This window comes from Pseudomonas brassicacearum (genome assembly GCF_000585995.1).
Taxonomy (GTDB): domain Bacteria; phylum Pseudomonadota; class Gammaproteobacteria; order Pseudomonadales; family Pseudomonadaceae; genus Aquipseudomonas; species Aquipseudomonas brassicacearum_A.
Map to the genome: position 1 here is coordinate 2,486,546 of NZ_CP007410.1, position 15,053 is coordinate 2,501,598.

Consider the following 15,053-nt stretch of genomic DNA (forward strand, 5'->3'; position numbering starts at 1 on the left):
TGCGCAATCGAGCGGGAGCAAGCTCCCTCGCCACCCAAAGCCCGTCCTCACTGGCTTCCTACTATTAGCGCGCCCCCACCACCATATGACTGAACGGCGCCACATACGCCTGCAACGTCACCAGCCCGCCCACCAGAATCGCCAGCACCACCGAGTGGAAGAACACGTAGCGCAAAATCTCCCCTTCATGGCCGTACCAGCGGGTAGCGGTGGAGGCGACCACGATCGACTGCGCATCGACCATCTTGCCCATGACCCCACCCGAACTGTTCGCCGCAGCCATCAGCACCGGGCTGATCCCCAACTGCTCCGCCGTCACCCGTTGCAAACCACCGAATAGCACGTTGGACGCGGTGTCCGAGCCCGTCAACGCCACCCCGAGCCAGCCCAGCAGGGTGCCGAACATCGGGTAGAAGATGCCCGTGGCGGCGAAGGCCAGGCCCATGGTGGCGTCCAGCCCCGAGTAACGCGTGAGAAACCCCAGGGCCAGCATCGCCACGATGGTGATCAGCGAATAGCGCACCACCCAGAGCGTTCGCAGATAGTGGTGCACCAGTTGTGGAATGGAATAGCCCATCAGCAAACCACCGAGAATCGCCGCCAGGAAGATGCCGCTGCCCGTGGCGGTGAACCAGTTGAATTTGTAGACCGCTTCCTCGGTTTTAGGCTGGGGCACCACGGGCGGGACTTTTTCGATCTGCTGGTGGATGGTGCCGAAGGTCACCAGGGGCGAGAAGATCGGGTTCGCCTCGCGCATCGGCTTGCCTTGCGGGTCAAGCTTGGCCGATTGCGTTTGCGGGTCCAGCGCCGGGCGGGTATCGAACAGGTTCTTGAACCCCTGGGTGCCCCAGGCGAACACGAACACCGTGAGGATGATCCACGGCATCCAGGCCCTTAGCACGGCGGGACGGGCGTCACTGGCAAACGCTGCGCTGGCGACGGGTTTTTCATCCTCGCTGGCATCGATTTTCGAATCGTCGACCCGCCCCGACAGCGCAGCGGAGGTGTGCACCGTGGCCGGTTTCCAGACCTTGAGGAAACCGGTGAGGCAGGCCATGGAAATCAGCGCGGCAATCACGTCCACCAGCATCGGCCCGTGGTAGTTGGACACCAAGAACTGCGGGATGGCGAAGCTGACGCCGGCCACCAGGATCGCCGGCCAGATTTCCAGCATCTTGCGCCACCCGGCGAAGGCCCAGATCAACCAGAACGGCACGATCACCGAGAAAAACGGCAACTGCCGACCGACCATCATCGACAGCTCCATTTCATCCAAGCCGGTGACCTTGGCCAGGGTGATGATCGGCGTGCCCAAGGCACCGAAGGCCACCGGCGCAGTGTTGGCGATCAACGCCAGGCCCGAGGCGGCCAGGGGCGAAAAGCCCAGCCCGATCAGAATCGCCCCGGTCACCGCCACCGGCGTACCAAAGCCGGCCGCGCCTTCGAAGAACGCGCCAAAGCAAAAGGCGATCAGCAGCAATTGCAGACGCCGGTCGTCGGTGATGCGCGCCAGGGAATCCTGCAGGACCTTGAACGAGCCGTTCTCGGTGGTCAGGCGGTGCAGGAAAATGATGTTGAGCACAATCCAGCCGATGGGCAGCAAGCCGTTGGCCGCGCCATACAGCGCCGCCGAACCGGCCATGTTGGCGGGCATACCGAAGGCGAAAATCGCGATCAGCAGGGCCGAGGCCAAGGCCAGTAACGCGGCCAAGTGCGCCTTGACATGAAAGAACGCCAGAGACACCAGCATCACCACCACCGGCACCGCCGCCAGGAGCGTCGAGAGCACCGCATTACCGAAGGGATCGTAGACTTGTTGCCAGACCATGTTCCACCTCTGCTTTTTATTGTTGGAAGTGCAGGCCCCGGGGGGATTGGCAGAGAAGTATAGGCGGGGATTTGGCGCAGTAATGGGGATCAGGCTATGACCTGTGGCGAGGGAGCTTGCTCCCGCTGGACTGCGCAGCAGGCCCAAGTTTTTTGTTTAAGCACAAATTCTTGGGGCGGCTTCGCCACCCAGCGGGAGCAAGCTCCCTCGCCACAGGGTAAGTGGTGTGTGGCTAGCGTGGGTGCCCACCTTCCTCCTGGCGAAGCTCAAGGCTCAAGCCATCACAGCTTTGCGACCAGTCGGTAAGCCAATCGGGCATGGCCGGCGATTGTTCGGCCAACCCCAATTCCCGGATAAACTCACCCGGCGCAATCGTGCCCTTGGCCGAGCGGAACAGGCCACGCATGATCACGACCCCGACCACGCGCCCCTGGCTCATGAAGCGGTGTTCCATGAAGGTCCATTTGGCGTCCCAGCCGAGCAGCCGGGTGTGCACCTCGAACGCTTCGAACAGGTTCAGCTCCCGCCGAAACTTGCCCCAGACATCCCCCACGATCGGCACCGCGCGGTTACGCAGCGCCACTTTGTAGGCACCGCTGCGCAGCACGTAATCCATGCGACCCACGTCGGCCAGGGTGAAATAACGCCCATTGGTGACATGGCGATTGAGGTCCAGGTCCAGTGGCCAAACCCGCATACGCACCACGGTGGTCCCCAGGGGATCCACCGGCTTGCGCCAGGGACGACGGAACAGCATCAGCAACAGTCGGAACCAGAGATTCATAAGTACGCCGTGAGAGGGGAAAGCAGCGCACTTTAGCTTCGCCGTGTGGGGCGGGCTAGGTGCGTAAATGACGATTTCGGCGACAATCGCGCATTTGGGGCATGTCCGGGATGCTTTTGTGGTGAGGGAGCTTGCTCCCGCTGGACTGCGAAGCAGGCCAAAGTTCTTTGCTTTGGCACAAAATCTTGGGGCGGCTTCGCCACCCAGCGGGAGCAAGCTCCCTCGCCACAAAAGCGCTCGCAAGGCTACAAAAAGGGGGGGCGTTCAGGCCTTGGCCGCCATCGCAGTCACTTCCACGCGCATGCCCTCAACCGCCAGCGCCGCCACGCCCACCGCCGCACGAACTGGCCAGGGCTTGGCGAAGAAGCGCTTGTACACCTCATTGAAAGCCGCGCGATCCGCCATATCGGTGAGGTAGATGGTCAGGTGCAAGACCCGGTCCATGGAACTGCCGGCGCGTTCCAGCGCGGTCTTGAGCGCCTGCAACGTGCACTCGCTTTGCAGGGTGATATCGCCCAGTTCCAGGCTGCCGTCGGCGCGGGTGGGAATTTGAGTGGAGACCAGTAGCCCGCCGAAGCCAGCGACGTCCGAAGAGATGGAGTCCGCATCCGGGTCAGGTGTAAACGTGATGTCTTGGTTTGCCATGGAAATCCCTGGTTCGAAAAAGGAGGAAGAGTCGCCGAAATCAAGGTGACCGTGCGCCAGTTTACCGTTCATCATCGAGCCTTCGGGAATTCCTTGAGCCCTTGTGACGGGCCACCGCTCAGCGACCGGCCTGAACCCTTGGCGGGGTGGCGGGCACATGGGCGAGTTGAGATTCAGCCATCGCGGCATACCCCGTCATGTGTTGCGCCTGTTCCCAATCCAGGTCGGGCTTCAACCACTGGAGTGCCTCCTCACCAGTGAACGCCAGGAGACGTTGCTGTTTGCTGGCGATATCGCCATAGGTCACCAGCGTCAGTCCATCGCAGCCGTTGGGGGTTTCGCTGGCTTGGGCCAGGGCGGCGAGGAAGATCGGGGTCGATTGTCGGGTCGTCATGTAGCGCAGGCGTTGTGCCGGGGATGTCGAAGCGGTATCGGTGCTTAGGTACCACCCGTCCACGGCCACCAGTACACGTCCCTCACGTTTGATTTGGGCAAAAACCTTGGAGCGCATCACCAGGTGCAAGGGCAGGTGAGTTAGCGGCGGCATCGTCCCCATCGACCAGACAGGCGACCAGCCCCAGCGGACCTTGATGCATTCCAGATGCCCGCCACGTCGGCGAATGGCGCTGACCTGCATGTTGGGCTTGATCACGTGTTGCTGGGCGTGGGGTTTCAGGTCTGCCGTCACATACAACCCAGCACTGGCGCCATGGGCGTCTCGCCGGGCGAAAAACGCCAGGGAGTCCTTTGAGGATACCTGTTGGACAAGGCATTCGAACATGGCAAAAACTCCTGGCAGTGGAGCGCAAAGCCTCGCTGGGGCCCGCCGTCCAAGCCACGGCATCAGCGTGCCATCGAAGCTTTCAGCGGTGTCATGTATCTCCGAGCCGTGGCGGTGGGCTTGGTTCGAAAATCCTGTCGACGAGGAGACGAGCGGGAGGGTGGGCTGACCAGGGGCAGGGGGCTGGATTCACGGCAGTCATCGCGAGCAAGCTCGCTCCCACATTTTTCCCAGGGCTATGTAGGCAGCGAATCCCGCCGTGCCTGGATGAAATCCACAAAAGCCCGCAGCGGCGAGGGCAGGTAGCGGCGGCCGGGGTAGTAGAGGAACGGTCCGGTAAAGCGCTGCCACCAGGGTTCGAGTACCGGCTCGAGAGCGCCGCTGTCCAGGTACGGCCGTAGCCAGTCTTCGAACAGGTAGACGATGCCCAGCCCATCCACCGCGGCTTGCACCGAAAGGTCCACCGCGCCGCCGATACGCACGATCAACGGGCCGCTCGGGTCGACGCTCACGGTTTCGCCGTCGCGCTCGAATTCCCAGAGTGGCATGGCGCCGCTGGGGAACTTGCCCCGCAGGCAGGCGTGCTGGAGCAAATCCCGTGGATGCTCGGGACGTCCCTTTGCATCGAGGTACGCCGGTGAGGCGGCGGTCGCGAAGCGCTGGAAACGTGGGCCGATGGGGAGGGCGATCATGTCCTGCTCAAGGCGCTCATCGTAGCGAATGCCGGCGTCACAGCCAGCCGCCAGCATGTCGACGAAGCTTTCCTCGGCAATCACCTCCAGGCGGATGTCAGGATAGCTCTTGAGAAATGGCGTAATGATCGACGGCAACACCAGCCGGGCGGCGCTGACCGGTACGTTCAACCTGAGAGTACCCGAAGGACGGTCGCGAAAATCGTTGACCACATCCATGGCGGCTTCGACTTCGCCCAGGGCCGGCACAATGCGTTCCATCAGCCGGGCACCGGCCTCGGTCGGCACCACACTGCGGGTGGTGCGGTTGAGCAGGCGCACGCCGAGGCGGCTTTCCATCCGGCGTACGGCATCGCTGAGGCTCGAGGCGGATTTACCGCTTATCCGCGCGCCCTCGCGAAAGCCCCCTGCGTTAACCACGGCCACAAAGGCCAGCAAGTCTTGAATATCCGTCGCCATTGTTCTCTCCGCCGTACAGCCCGTGCTGATTGCACCTGATTATCAGTGGAGTGGTCAATGCCTATAGTGGGCCCACTCACATTGATCCAAGGGGCACGAAATGAACATTGCAGGCAAGGCAGGCAGCTTCTTACTGGGCGACCGTACCGTCAAACGCATGGGCTATGGCGCGATGCAGTTGACGGGACCTCATGTGTTCGGCCCTCCCAAAGACCCGGCGGCGGCCATTGCCGTACTGCGCGAAGCCTTGGCGTCAGGGGTCAACCACATCGATACCGCGGACTTCTACGGGCCCCATGTCACCAACCAGTTGATCCGCGAAGCGCTGCACCCTTACGCCCAGGACCTGGTGATCGTGACCAAGGTCGGTGCTGTCCGAGGTTCCGACGCGTCCTGGAACCCTGCCCTGAGTCCCGCCGAGTTGGTCCAGGCTGTCCATGACAACCTGCGCAACCTGGACGTGGACGTATTGGACGTGGTCAACCTGCGGGCCTGGGGCGACATGCAATCGCCCACGGAGGGCTCCATCGAGGAAGCGTTCACGGCGCTGGCGGAACTGCAGCGCCAGGGCCTCATCCGCCACCTGGGGCTGAGCAACGTCACGGCTGCGCAGGTCAAGCAGGCCCAAGGCATCGCCAAGGTGGTCTGCGTACAGAACCACTACAACCTGACCCATCGGACCGACGAACAGCTCATCGCGGACCTGGGCCAACAGGGTATCGCCTATGTACCGTTCTTCCCGTTGGGCGGCTTTACCCCGCTGCAATCGCAAGCACTCTCCAGCGTCGCGGCGCGCCTGGAAGCGTCCCCTTGTGTGTTGCGCTGGCGTGGTTGCTGCAACGCGTGCCCAATCTCCTGCTGATACCGGGCACGTCGTCGCTGGCGCATCTGCGGGAAAACCTCACGGCGAGTGAGCTGACGATACCGCCGCAGATGTTGGCTGAGTTGGAAGGGTTGGGTCTGGCAGGCTGAACTCAAAGACTAACGCCTGGCCATCATCCGGTATGAGTATCCGATCCCGGACACCGGCCCGGGCGGCCGCTTCGGCGAGGGCTGTGCGTGTGGTCGGGCAGTGGCTGATCGCTTCAAGATGATTGGCCACTACCGTCCCGTGGGCCAGGCGTGTGAACGCCACGGTCTCCTCGATTCCCATGATGATGTCGCCACCGACGTCGAACCTCGCTCCGCCTGCCGGCACCACGCTGACCTGCGGTTGATGGCGCAGCACGAACTCGCGCACGGTGGGCGTAAGGACGGTATCGCCCGTGAGGTAGACGCTGGGCTCGCCCGGTAACTCGATGAGGTAACCGACGCCATGTTCCATCAGCTTGCCTACCAGCCCGCGTCCATGCGTGCATCTGACGGTGCGGATGTTGCCCCCCAGAAACGCGCCGGGTTGATGGTGCTCCTTGGCAAGTGGCTGGACGTTCAAGCCTCGCTTGGCAAGGTAGCGCGCATCGTGGGGCGTGCAGATCACCGGGATCTGTCGTTCCCTCAGCCACCGCGTGGCTGCCCGATCCAGATGATCGAAATGACCTTTCTGGCAATGGGTGATCAGGCAGTGGGTGACGGTTTCCAGATCGTTCTTCGTTGACGCTGGAAGCTCCACCAGTGGATTTCGCTGGGTGGCGCCGAACAGTCGCAGGGGCGGCAGCGTGCCCTTGCCGGCCAACATCGGGTCAACGAGCACGCGATGCCGGCCGAACTCAAGAATGATCGTGGCGTTACGAATCTGCTGGATTTTCATGGACCATCCTCTGAATGAGGGCTTCATGGTGCCGGTCTGGTGCGCCAGGCATAATGGCCGAATCTGACATCTTTGATTCGTTTACAGCCATGTCCAAAACAATCCGTGTGGGTTTGCTCCTGTTTCCCGGCTGTATGCCTGCCGGACTGTTTGCTTTCGCCGATCTGCTGCATGCCGCCAACCGAAGAAGAGGGCGACCGCTGTTCGAGGTGTGCTACGTGGCACTGCAAGCCGGGCCAGTGACGTGCGCCCACGGTGTGAGCCTGGCGGCGCCAGCCGCCCTGGATAGCGCCGCTATTGACGCTGTTCTGGTGCCCGGCTTCTGGGCTGAGTCCGCCGAGCAGGTGAGGGCGGTGCTGGCTGACCAGGCCCAACTCTTGAGCGCTCTGTCGAAGCGTTCCCGGCCCCTTAAGCTCTGGGCCTATTGCACGGGTGTCTGTCTGCTGGCCGCCAGCGGTCGGTTGAACGGGCAGGCGGCGACGGTGACCTGGTGGCTGGCCGAGGCGATGCGCAGCCAGTACCAAAACGTGCAGTGGCAAAGTGAGCAGAACTGCATCTTCAACGAGCGGACGGCCACCGCGTCAGGTGTGAACGGTTACCTGCCCATCGCCGAAAATCTGATTGAGCGAAGCGTCAGCAGCGACGTCCTTCGCGACATCACCCGGCTCATGGTGCTGCCGCGTCCGATGGTGCCCCATGCCGCTTTCCAGGGCGTGAGCCTGATCGAGCAGCCAAGCGGATTGCTGCGACGTTTGCATGGGTTGATCGAGCAGACGCCGGCGGAGCACATCACCGTCCAGGCGTTGGCGAGCCAGCTCGCGATGTCCGAGCGCACCCTGGCGCGCAAAGTCAGCAGTGAAACGGGGCAGACGGTCGCGGCCTACGCCAGGTGCATCAAGTTGAACCAGGTCAGCGAACGCCTGACGCTGACCTCTTTACCCCTTGCCACCATCGGCGCCGAGCTGGGTTTCAGCAGCAGCTCCAACTTGCAGCGGATGTTCAAGGCACTGACGGGACTGACGCCGGCGCGGTACCGACGCCAGTTCGGGCGTTTGTGATCGGTGTCAGCTGCGCGGTTCATCCGTCTCGTTTCGATGGCCTTCAGGCCAGTCATTGAGCGGCCGCGCACGGTCCTCGTTGAACATGTTTGTCAGCAACGCATTGGCGCGCCTGTAGGCGTCGTGCCTGAAGTTGAGGTCATCTGCCGGTTGGGCAGCGATTTCATCCAGCATCTGAAGGTTCAGGCGGCGGAACTGATCCGCTCTTTCACGCGCTTCGTACGGCCCGACCCCCATGTGCACCAACGCGGTACGCCCCAAGGCCAGCGCGCTCTCAAAGGTCTCCCGCTCGGCGGCATCCACCCCCATCTGCCGAAGGGTGATCATGTGCCCCATGTCCCGCGCACGTACGATCAACTTCAAGGCAGGGAAGTGTTCTCGTGCCAACCCGGTCAGCCTCAAATTGTCTTCCTGGTCGTCTATCGCGTTGATCAGCACAGTGGCCTGGCCTGCGCCAGCCGCCTGTAGCAGGTCCAGGCGCGTAGCGTCTCCATAAAATACTTTCACGCCGAATTTACGCAGCGTTTCGATGTTGTCAGGGTCATGATCCAATACCACCACGTCGACGCCGCAGGACATCAGCAGACGCCCAGCGATCTGACCAAACCGGCCGAACCCCGCGATGATCACCCGCGGATTCTGTTGGTCGATGAGGTCGGATTCCCGGCGGTCTTTCTTGGTGGCGGTCTCTACGCGATCCAGCAACAGGATCAGCAGGGGCGTCAGGCACATGGACAGCGCCACCGCCAGCGTCAGGCTTTTGCCCCATTGATCGGTCAATATGCCGGCGACCGTCGCCGCACCGAACACCACGAAGGCAAACTCGCTGCCTTGGCCCAGCAACACGGCCTGCCATGAGCGCTGGCCGGCGGGGACGTTGAGGAAGCGGCCCGCGGACTTGATCACCAGCAGCTTGATCAGGATGAAACCCAGGGTCAGGGTCATGACCTTCAACGGTGCGTTGATCAGGGTGCCGAAATCAATCGACATGCCGACGCCGATGAAGAACAGGCCCAGCAGCAGGCCTTTGAACGGTTCAATGTCGCTTTCCAAGGCGTGCCGGTATTCAGAACTGGCCAGCAACACCCCGGCGAGGAAGGCGCCCATGGCCATCGACAGGCCGGCTTCTTCCAGGAGAAAACCGAAACCGAACACCAGGAACAGCGCTACGGCGCTGAAAATCTCACGCAAGCCTGAGCGTGCGGCGAAGCGCAGCAGTGGCCTCGTTAGGTAGCGTCCCAACAGCACGACGACGCTGATCGCGGCAACGATTTTGACAATCGACAGCGCCAGGGCGGTGCCTGACGGTGTTTCACCGTGGGCTGACAACAAGGGAATCATGGCGACCAGGGGAATGGCCGCGATGTCCTGGAACAGCAGGACAGCAAAGCTGCTGCGCCCGACGGCGGTTGACGTCAGGTTGCGCTCATTCATTGCCTGCATGGCAATCGCCGTGGAGGAAAGGCTCAAGGTCAGGCCCACCAGCAGCGCGGCCGTCCAGTTCAGGCCCAGGGCCGCGCAGAAAGCCGCGATCGCTGCGCCACAGGCCAGCATCTGCAAGGCCCCTCCACCGAACACCATCCTGCGCAACGCCCACAGCCGCTTGGGGTCGAGCTCAAGGCCGATGATGAACAGCATCAGCACGACGCCAATTTCGGCGAATTCCAAGATGGCCTTCACATCAGTAATGAGCTTCAGCCCCCACGGACCGATGGCGCACCCGGCCAGGAGATAACCCAATACCGGGCCCAGCCCCAACCGGACGGCAATCGGCACGATCAACGTCGCCGCGCCCAGGTAGATGAGCATTTCAATCAGGCTGTGCGTCTCCATATCAATCTTCCTTCCAGGAGGCCAGTCGGGCGCCGTAGTGTTCGATTTGTGCGTGTTGGGCTGCGGACTCAGCGGCATACGCGCCGTGCACCACGACCGGCTCCAGCCAGCGCATGTGGCAATAGGTAGCCGTCGCGTGGAGCGGCTGGGCCAACACGGAAAAACCCGGATGAGCGCCGATCTGGAAATGATCGTGCTCGCCACCCGTGGTGACGGCCCATAGCAGGCTCTTGTCCTTGAGGGCCGTGGTGCCCCGACCGTAGGCCCAGCCGTGGGTGAACACTTTATCGATCCACAATTTCAGCAGCGGCGGCATGCTGTACCAGTACATCGGATGCTGGAGGACGACCAGCTCAGCCTGTTCGAGGGCGCGCTGTTCGGCCTCGACGTCGATGTCAAAGTCCGGGTAGAGATCATAGAGGGACCGTACCACCACGTCCGGATGGCTGGATGCCCGCTTGAGCATCTGCTGGTTGACCCGCGATTGATCGGGGTAGGGGTGGGCGTAAACGATCAGGATCATCGGAGCGATTCCAGGGGCGGGTCCAGGCCAAAAGGCCGGACATCCTACCGAGGAAGGCGCCGGTTGTTTAGAACATTGTTCGTCAAGGGGCCCCGCGTGGGTCAGTTCAATGGCAGTGAGACCTTGACCTCCAGCCCGCCATCACGCCGATTCCTGAGGCTCAGCGTCCCGCCATGCTCCAGCACCGTCGCCCGCGCCGCCGACAGACCCAGCCCGACACCGCCAGTGTTCTTGTTGCGCGAACCTTCGAGGCGAAAGAATGGCGCGAATACTTGCTCGTGGTATTCGGGGGCGATGCCTGGGCCTCGGTCCAGGATGCGGATTTCAACCTGATCGGCACTGGCCTTGAGTTGAACCGTCGGTTCGCCGCCATATTTGATCGCGTTGTCGATCAGGTTAATCAACGCTCGCTTGATCCCAATGGGGCGGCCTACATAAACAACGCGATGGACGCCTTCGAAGGAAACCTCGGTGCCGGCATCCTTGAGGTCATCGACGAGGGTGTGCAGCAGCTCAGCCAGGTCGAACGCGGTGGCATGTTCCAGCCGCGCATCGTCGCGGAAGAACTCCAGTGCCGAATTGACCATCGCCTGCATTTCATCCACGTCCCTGAACAGTTTGGATTGTTGCTCGGCGTCCTCGATGAATTCCCCGCGCAGGCGCATGCGGGTCAATGGCGCGCGCAGGTCATGGGAGATGGCGGCCAGCATTTGCGTGCGGTCCTGCAGAAATTGCTTGAGCTGGGCCTGCATCGCGTTGAAGGCGCTGATTGCCTGGCGGATTTCGTGGGGGCCGATGACCGGGATGGGCGGCGCCTTGTGATCGACGCCAAAGCGCCTGGCGCCTTCGGCGAAACGTTCCAGTGGCGCCGCCAAGTGCCGCGTGGCGATCAGGGCCACGATCAGCGTCGACAGCAGAATCAACGCGATAATGATCAAATTGCGTGCCCATTCCCCCAGCCCCCAGCTGCGCGAAGGCACGGAGAAGATGACCCACGAGTGGTCGGTCAATTCGATGATCACGGCATAGCGTGCGTCGGGTTGATCGGCCGGCCAATCGCCCGGCTCGTAGGCCTCTATCCTGGCGTCGGGCCTGGCCAGTTGCTGGCGCAGGAATGCCGAGCCTTCGCTGAACTCCGGGTCGTCAATCACCGGCAACCGGGCGTCCTCATGGCGTCGCAACCATTGCGCGTTGAAGTTCTGGTTGCTGGCTGCCCTGGCGATGGCTGGCCTTTGTTCCGGTGCGACGGAGTCAATGATGCGGGTGATGGCGGCGGCCTTGTCCATCAGGCCGGTTTCCATCAGGGGAGGGCGCGCCCAGGCACCCGCCAACAGGCTGAACAGTTCATTCAAGGCCAGCAACGTCAGCATGGCGACCAGGGTGGTCAGGGCGATCCAGCGCGCCACCGTGTCCCGTGGTCGATGAGTGGCCGAGCGCAACGGTTTCATCGCTTCACCACGTGGGGGCTGAAGAGGTAGCCGCTGTTGCGCACGGTGCGGATCATGGCGGCGCCGGTGATATCGGTCTCCAACTTGCGGCGCAATCGGCTGACCTGGACGTCGATGCTACGGTCAAACGCATCGAAGGTTTCACCGCGCGCCAGGTCCAGTAGCTGCTGGCGGCTCAGCACCCGGCGCGGGTGCTCGGCGAAGACCAGCAACAGTTCGAACTCGCCCGTGGACAGCGGGATCATGACTTTTTCCGGTGAGCGTAATTCGCGCCGGGTGACGTCCAGCTGCCAGTTCTCGAACTCCAGGATCGGTCGGGACGAGTCGTTCAATGTGCCCCTGGCTTCGCCGGTGCGCCTGAGGACGGCGCGCACCCGGGCCAACAGCTCTCGCGCGTCGAAAGGCTTGGTCAGGTAATCGTCCGCCCCCAGCTCCAGGCCGACGACGCGGTCACTCAACTCGCCCATGGCCGTGAGCATGATGATGCCGACCGTGTGTTCGGCCCGCAGCCGTTGGCAGAGCACCAGCCCGCTGTCTCCCGGCAACATGACGTCGAGGATGATGAGGTCTGGCAATCGCCGCTCCACCGCTTGCCACAGCGCAGCGCCGTCGGCGGCCACATCCACGCTATAGCCATGTTGTTCGAGGAATTTGCGCAAGAGGGCGAGGACTTCGAGGTCATCGTCCACCAGTAATAAATGGCTCACGGTGGGTACGCTGGGTGATGAATACAGAGGGCGATACTAGGGTCAATCCATGGCCTGCGTCATATATTTCAATCCGGCAACAAAGTTGCCGGCGGGTAATGCTCTGGAAATCTTCAGGCAAAAAAACAGCGGCAGGATGGGGCCGTTACCAGTCAGTTAAATAACCAGCCAACACCGGACCCGGTGGCGAGGGAGCTTGCTCCCGCTGGGGCGCGAAGCGGCCCTGTTTTGTGGGGCGCTGCCTTTGGATCTGCTGCGCAGCCCAACGGGAGCAAGCTCCCTCGCCACGGGGTTGGTGTCCGGCTTCTGACTGGCGTTGGGCAACCCCCTCTATTCCTTGCCGAGATAGCCTTGTATGCCGATCATCAAACCCGCGCCACTACGTGTTGGATCCTCCCTGGTCGTTGTACTGGCGGCACTCGCCAGCGGTTGCACCAGCACCCCCGCTGCAACGCCGGGCTCTTGTGAACGCGCGACCTATACCGTTCATGATCCGGCAGAATCGATCAATCGCGGCCTCTTTGCGTTCAACCGTACCGTGGATGACTATGCGATGGCTCCCGTTGCCCGTGGCTATCTCAAGCTTCCAGATGTCGTGCAGACGGGGGTTCACAACTTCGTGGAAAACTTCGGCGAGCCCAAGGTGTTCATCAACGACTTGCTTCAAGGCAACGCCCAGCGTTCGGTCAACACCCTGGGCCGTTTCGTCATCAACACCACCGCAGGCATCGTCGGTTTGATCGATGTGTCGGGCAAGCTCGGCATTGAGCGCCACAAGGCTGATTTCGGCCAGACATTCGGCGTCTGGAACATCGCCCCAGGGCCAATCGTGGAACTGCCGCTGCTGGGCACCGCCAACCTGCGGGATGCAACGGGCAAGCTGATGAGCACCCTGGTCGATCCGTTTGGTGACAATAGCGATACCGTGGACACGCTAGGCACCGTCAACACGGTGGGTGGCATCGTCGATGGTCGAGCACAGGCGTTGCCGCTGACGGATGAATTGCAGACCCGGCCGGATTACTACGTGGCGCTGCGGGATGCAGTGGCGCAGCGACGCGCCGATTTCGTCGCGCAGGGGAAGCTGGGGGTGGTGGGGCAGGACAACACCCATTGCCAGGATGGAGAATCGGTTGATGAGTAATGAGGTGCTGGTGTTGCATCGGCGAGTGAAAGTGCTCGACCGAGGGGTGCTGCATTGTCGGGAGCTCGAGCTGCGGCTGGCGGAGGATGGCCGCCATGTCCTGCTCAGCCGCTACCTGGAGTTGTACAGCCAGGAGCACGTCGGCGAGTGCGCCATCCACCACTATCGAGTGCCGCTGGCGAGCATGATTCGCTGGATGGTGAATAACGGCGAGCAGGAGCGTGTCTAGTCGGGTTCGACGAAACTTGGAAACTCAATACTGCAGCTCGTAAAGCACCGGATAATGATCGCTGCGCAGTGCCTGTCCGCGGAAGATGCGCACCACCTCATCGTGCCCCCGCACCTTGAGTTCATCGGCATTGCGGATCAACTGGCGCTCATGCACCCAGGATTTCTTGATCTGCACCGCTGCGTCGCAATATCCCCGCGCCTCTACGTGTTCATGGACATAGGCATAGTCCAACTGCGACGGAATGGCGAAATCCCCGTAGCCCAGGTCGCCGCCCAGGAGACTCGAGACGTATTGGTCGATGGGCGTATAGAAGCGGCTCACCTCGTCCAGTTTCTTGTACTCCTTCCTGGCCTGGGTTTCGGTAGAGCGGATGGTGATGTGCGTGAACCCGCTGCCTTCGGGGAACACGGCGTTCATCCGGGTTACGCCACGGTGCGCGGAGAGGGTCTTGGGTGCCGAGCTGTAAGGTGTATTGAGGTCGCCGCCGAAAAATACCAGGCGCTGAAAGTCGCCTTCGTGAATTGAACCGAGTTCTTGTATGTCTCCGAGGATCTGCGGCCAGGCATTCCTTGAAGCATTGGCATGGCAGAAGGCGAACGTATTGCCCTTATCGTCAGTCAGCAGCAAGGTGGCGCGCCTGGCTTCCGGGCCCAGCGGCCATATGTACCGTTCCTTGAACTCGGTGTCCCGGTCTGTGCGTACGAAGACCATCGAGCCCAGGGTGGTGCTTTTGCGCAGGCCGCCGTCCTGGTCGAGGGAGGCCTTGAGGGTGTAGTGCTGACTCAGGTCATTGACCAGCCGATCATTGGGATTGCCGGTACTGCCCACTTCAAACAGGGCGACGATGTCCGGGTTGTCTTGTTGCAAGACCAGGTTGAGCGTCGCCAGTTTTTCCTGGTAGGCATCGCTCATCTTGCCTCCGGCCTGATTGTTCAGGTGCTGGGTATTCCAGATCAGGATCTTGCATTTGGCCACGGCGTCCGCTCCCTGAATGCTGCGCCGGTGCAGTATAGAACAAGGTAACGATGTTGTTTTTCGCGCTCGGGCAGGGATGTTCCACAAAAAAAATGCTGGCCGCCGAGGTCAGAAAGCTCTGAAACATTTTCACATAATTACGGATTAATTATAGTTGTACGATGTCGTATCTAGTATGTTCGACTGTGGCCGTTTCT

General features: G+C 61.8%; 14 protein-coding genes and 1 pseudogene. 4 read left to right on the plus strand and 11 right to left on the minus strand.

The window, feature by feature from the left end:
• Positions 1-64: 64 nt before the first annotated feature.
• The 5 genes from CD58_RS10880 to CD58_RS10900 all read right to left on the minus strand — a co-directional run bounded on the left by CD58_RS10880 (position 65) and on the right by CD58_RS10900 (position 5,189).
• Complete coding sequence (locus tag CD58_RS10880) at positions 65-1,828, minus strand: L-lactate permease (protein WP_025213029.1); 1,764 nt, start codon at positions 1,826-1,828, stop codon at positions 65-67.
• 232 nt (positions 1,829-2,060) lie between these two features.
• Entirely contained in the window at positions 2,061-2,612 is a 552-nt protein-coding gene (locus CD58_RS10885) for a thioesterase family protein (protein ID WP_025213030.1), read from the minus strand.
• A gap of 264 nt (positions 2,613-2,876) precedes the next feature.
• Positions 2,877-3,257, minus strand: a complete 381-nt coding sequence (locus CD58_RS10890) for a RidA family protein (RefSeq protein WP_025213031.1) — start codon at positions 3,255-3,257, stop codon at positions 2,877-2,879.
• Between the two features lie 118 nt (positions 3,258-3,375).
• Positions 3,376-4,038: an SOS response-associated peptidase family protein gene (locus CD58_RS10895; protein WP_025213032.1), complete on the minus strand. Its 663-nt coding sequence runs from the start codon at positions 4,036-4,038 to the stop codon at positions 3,376-3,378.
• A gap of 236 nt (positions 4,039-4,274) precedes the next feature.
• Positions 4,275-5,189, minus strand: coding sequence for a LysR family transcriptional regulator (locus tag CD58_RS10900; RefSeq protein ID WP_025213033.1), 915 nt, complete (start codon positions 5,187-5,189; stop codon positions 4,275-4,277).
• A gap of 100 nt (positions 5,190-5,289) precedes the next feature.
• Between CD58_RS10900 and CD58_RS10905 the strand changes: the two are divergent.
• Positions 5,290-6,161, plus strand: a pseudogene (locus CD58_RS10905) (aldo/keto reductase family oxidoreductase).
• Here CD58_RS10905 and CD58_RS10910 read toward each other — a convergent pair.
• On the minus strand, positions 6,091-6,936 hold the full coding sequence (locus tag CD58_RS10910) for an MBL fold metallo-hydrolase (protein ID WP_025213034.1): 846 nt from the start codon (positions 6,934-6,936) through the stop codon (positions 6,091-6,093). The pseudogene CD58_RS10905 and the gene CD58_RS10910 sit on opposite strands and share 71 nt — an antisense overlap.
• 89 nt (positions 6,937-7,025) lie before the next feature.
• On the opposite strand from CD58_RS10910, the gene CD58_RS10915 reads away from it, so the two are divergent.
• Positions 7,026-7,994 carry a GlxA family transcriptional regulator gene (locus CD58_RS10915; RefSeq protein WP_025213035.1) on the plus strand — a complete coding sequence of 323 codons (969 nt, stop codon included), beginning with the start codon at positions 7,026-7,028 and terminating at the stop codon, positions 7,992-7,994.
• A gap of 6 nt (positions 7,995-8,000) precedes the next feature.
• On the opposite strand, the gene kefC is transcribed toward CD58_RS10915, so the two are convergent.
• From kefC to CD58_RS10935, 4 genes are all read right to left on the minus strand, one after another.
• On the minus strand, positions 8,001-9,827 hold the full coding sequence (gene kefC / locus CD58_RS10920) for a glutathione-regulated potassium-efflux system protein KefC (RefSeq protein WP_025213036.1): 1,827 nt from the start codon (positions 9,825-9,827) through the stop codon (positions 8,001-8,003).
• Position 9,828: 1 nt separating this feature from the next.
• A complete protein-coding gene (kefF, locus tag CD58_RS10925) occupies positions 9,829-10,350 on the minus strand; it encodes a glutathione-regulated potassium-efflux system oxidoreductase KefF (protein WP_025213037.1) in 522 nt (173 codons plus the stop codon).
• 101 nt (positions 10,351-10,451) lie between these two features.
• Positions 10,452-11,798, minus strand: a complete 1,347-nt coding sequence (locus CD58_RS10930) for a sensor histidine kinase (RefSeq protein ID WP_025213038.1) — start codon at positions 11,796-11,798, stop codon at positions 10,452-10,454.
• The gene (locus CD58_RS10935; protein ID WP_025213039.1) at positions 11,795-12,505 is read right to left on the minus strand and encodes a response regulator; all 711 of its coding nucleotides are present in this window, start codon (positions 12,503-12,505) and stop codon (positions 11,795-11,797) included. The genes CD58_RS10930 and CD58_RS10935 overlap by 4 nt, the downstream gene beginning before the upstream one ends.
• A 355-nt stretch (positions 12,506-12,860) precedes the next feature.
• Here CD58_RS10935 and CD58_RS10940 point away from each other — a divergent pair, with 355 nt between their 5' ends.
• Both CD58_RS10940 and CD58_RS10945 read left to right on the plus strand, forming a co-directional pair.
• Positions 12,861-13,649, plus strand: a complete 789-nt coding sequence (locus tag CD58_RS10940) for a VacJ family lipoprotein (RefSeq protein ID WP_025213040.1) — start codon at positions 12,861-12,863, stop codon at positions 13,647-13,649.
• Positions 13,642-13,878, plus strand: coding sequence for a hypothetical protein (locus CD58_RS10945; RefSeq protein WP_025213041.1), 237 nt, complete (start codon positions 13,642-13,644; stop codon positions 13,876-13,878). The genes CD58_RS10940 and CD58_RS10945 overlap by 8 nt, the downstream gene beginning before the upstream one ends.
• A gap of 24 nt (positions 13,879-13,902) precedes the next feature.
• On the opposite strand, the gene CD58_RS10950 is transcribed toward CD58_RS10945, so the two are convergent.
• A complete protein-coding gene (locus CD58_RS10950) occupies positions 13,903-14,856 on the minus strand; it encodes an endonuclease/exonuclease/phosphatase family protein (RefSeq protein WP_025213042.1) in 954 nt (317 codons plus the stop codon).
• Positions 14,857-15,053: the final 197 nt, after the last annotated feature.

What these genes read in the sequence shown, in the direction of transcription:
- kefC (WP_025213036.1), bottom strand. Translation starts at nt 9,827, where the DNA reads ATGGAGACGCACAGCCTGATTGAAATGCTCATCTACCTGGGCGCGGCG.
- CD58_RS10910 (WP_025213034.1), bottom strand. Translation starts at nt 6,936, where the DNA reads ATGAAAATCCAGCAGATTCGTAACGCCACGATCATTCTTGAGTTCGGC.
- CD58_RS10915 (WP_025213035.1), top strand. Translation starts at nt 7,026, where the DNA reads ATGTCCAAAACAATCCGTGTGGGTTTGCTCCTGTTTCCCGGCTGTATG.
- CD58_RS10895 (WP_025213032.1), bottom strand. Translation starts at nt 4,038, where the DNA reads ATGTTCGAATGCCTTGTCCAACAGGTATCCTCAAAGGACTCCCTGGCG.
- CD58_RS10885 (WP_025213030.1), bottom strand. Translation starts at nt 2,612, where the DNA reads ATGAATCTCTGGTTCCGACTGTTGCTGATGCTGTTCCGTCGTCCCTGG.
- CD58_RS10890 (WP_025213031.1), bottom strand. Translation starts at nt 3,257, where the DNA reads ATGGCAAACCAAGACATCACGTTTACACCTGACCCGGATGCGGACTCC.
- CD58_RS10945 (WP_025213041.1), top strand. Translation starts at nt 13,642, where the DNA reads ATGAGTAATGAGGTGCTGGTGTTGCATCGGCGAGTGAAAGTGCTCGAC.
- CD58_RS10930 (WP_025213038.1), bottom strand. Translation starts at nt 11,798, where the DNA reads ATGAAACCGTTGCGCTCGGCCACTCATCGACCACGGGACACGGTGGCG.
- kefF (WP_025213037.1), bottom strand. Translation starts at nt 10,350, where the DNA reads ATGATCCTGATCGTTTACGCCCACCCCTACCCCGATCAATCGCGGGTC.
- CD58_RS10940 (WP_025213040.1), top strand. Translation starts at nt 12,861, where the DNA reads ATGCCGATCATCAAACCCGCGCCACTACGTGTTGGATCCTCCCTGGTC.
- CD58_RS10880 (WP_025213029.1), bottom strand. Translation starts at nt 1,828, where the DNA reads ATGGTCTGGCAACAAGTCTACGATCCCTTCGGTAATGCGGTGCTCTCG.
- CD58_RS10900 (WP_025213033.1), bottom strand. Translation starts at nt 5,189, where the DNA reads ATGGCGACGGATATTCAAGACTTGCTGGCCTTTGTGGCCGTGGTTAAC.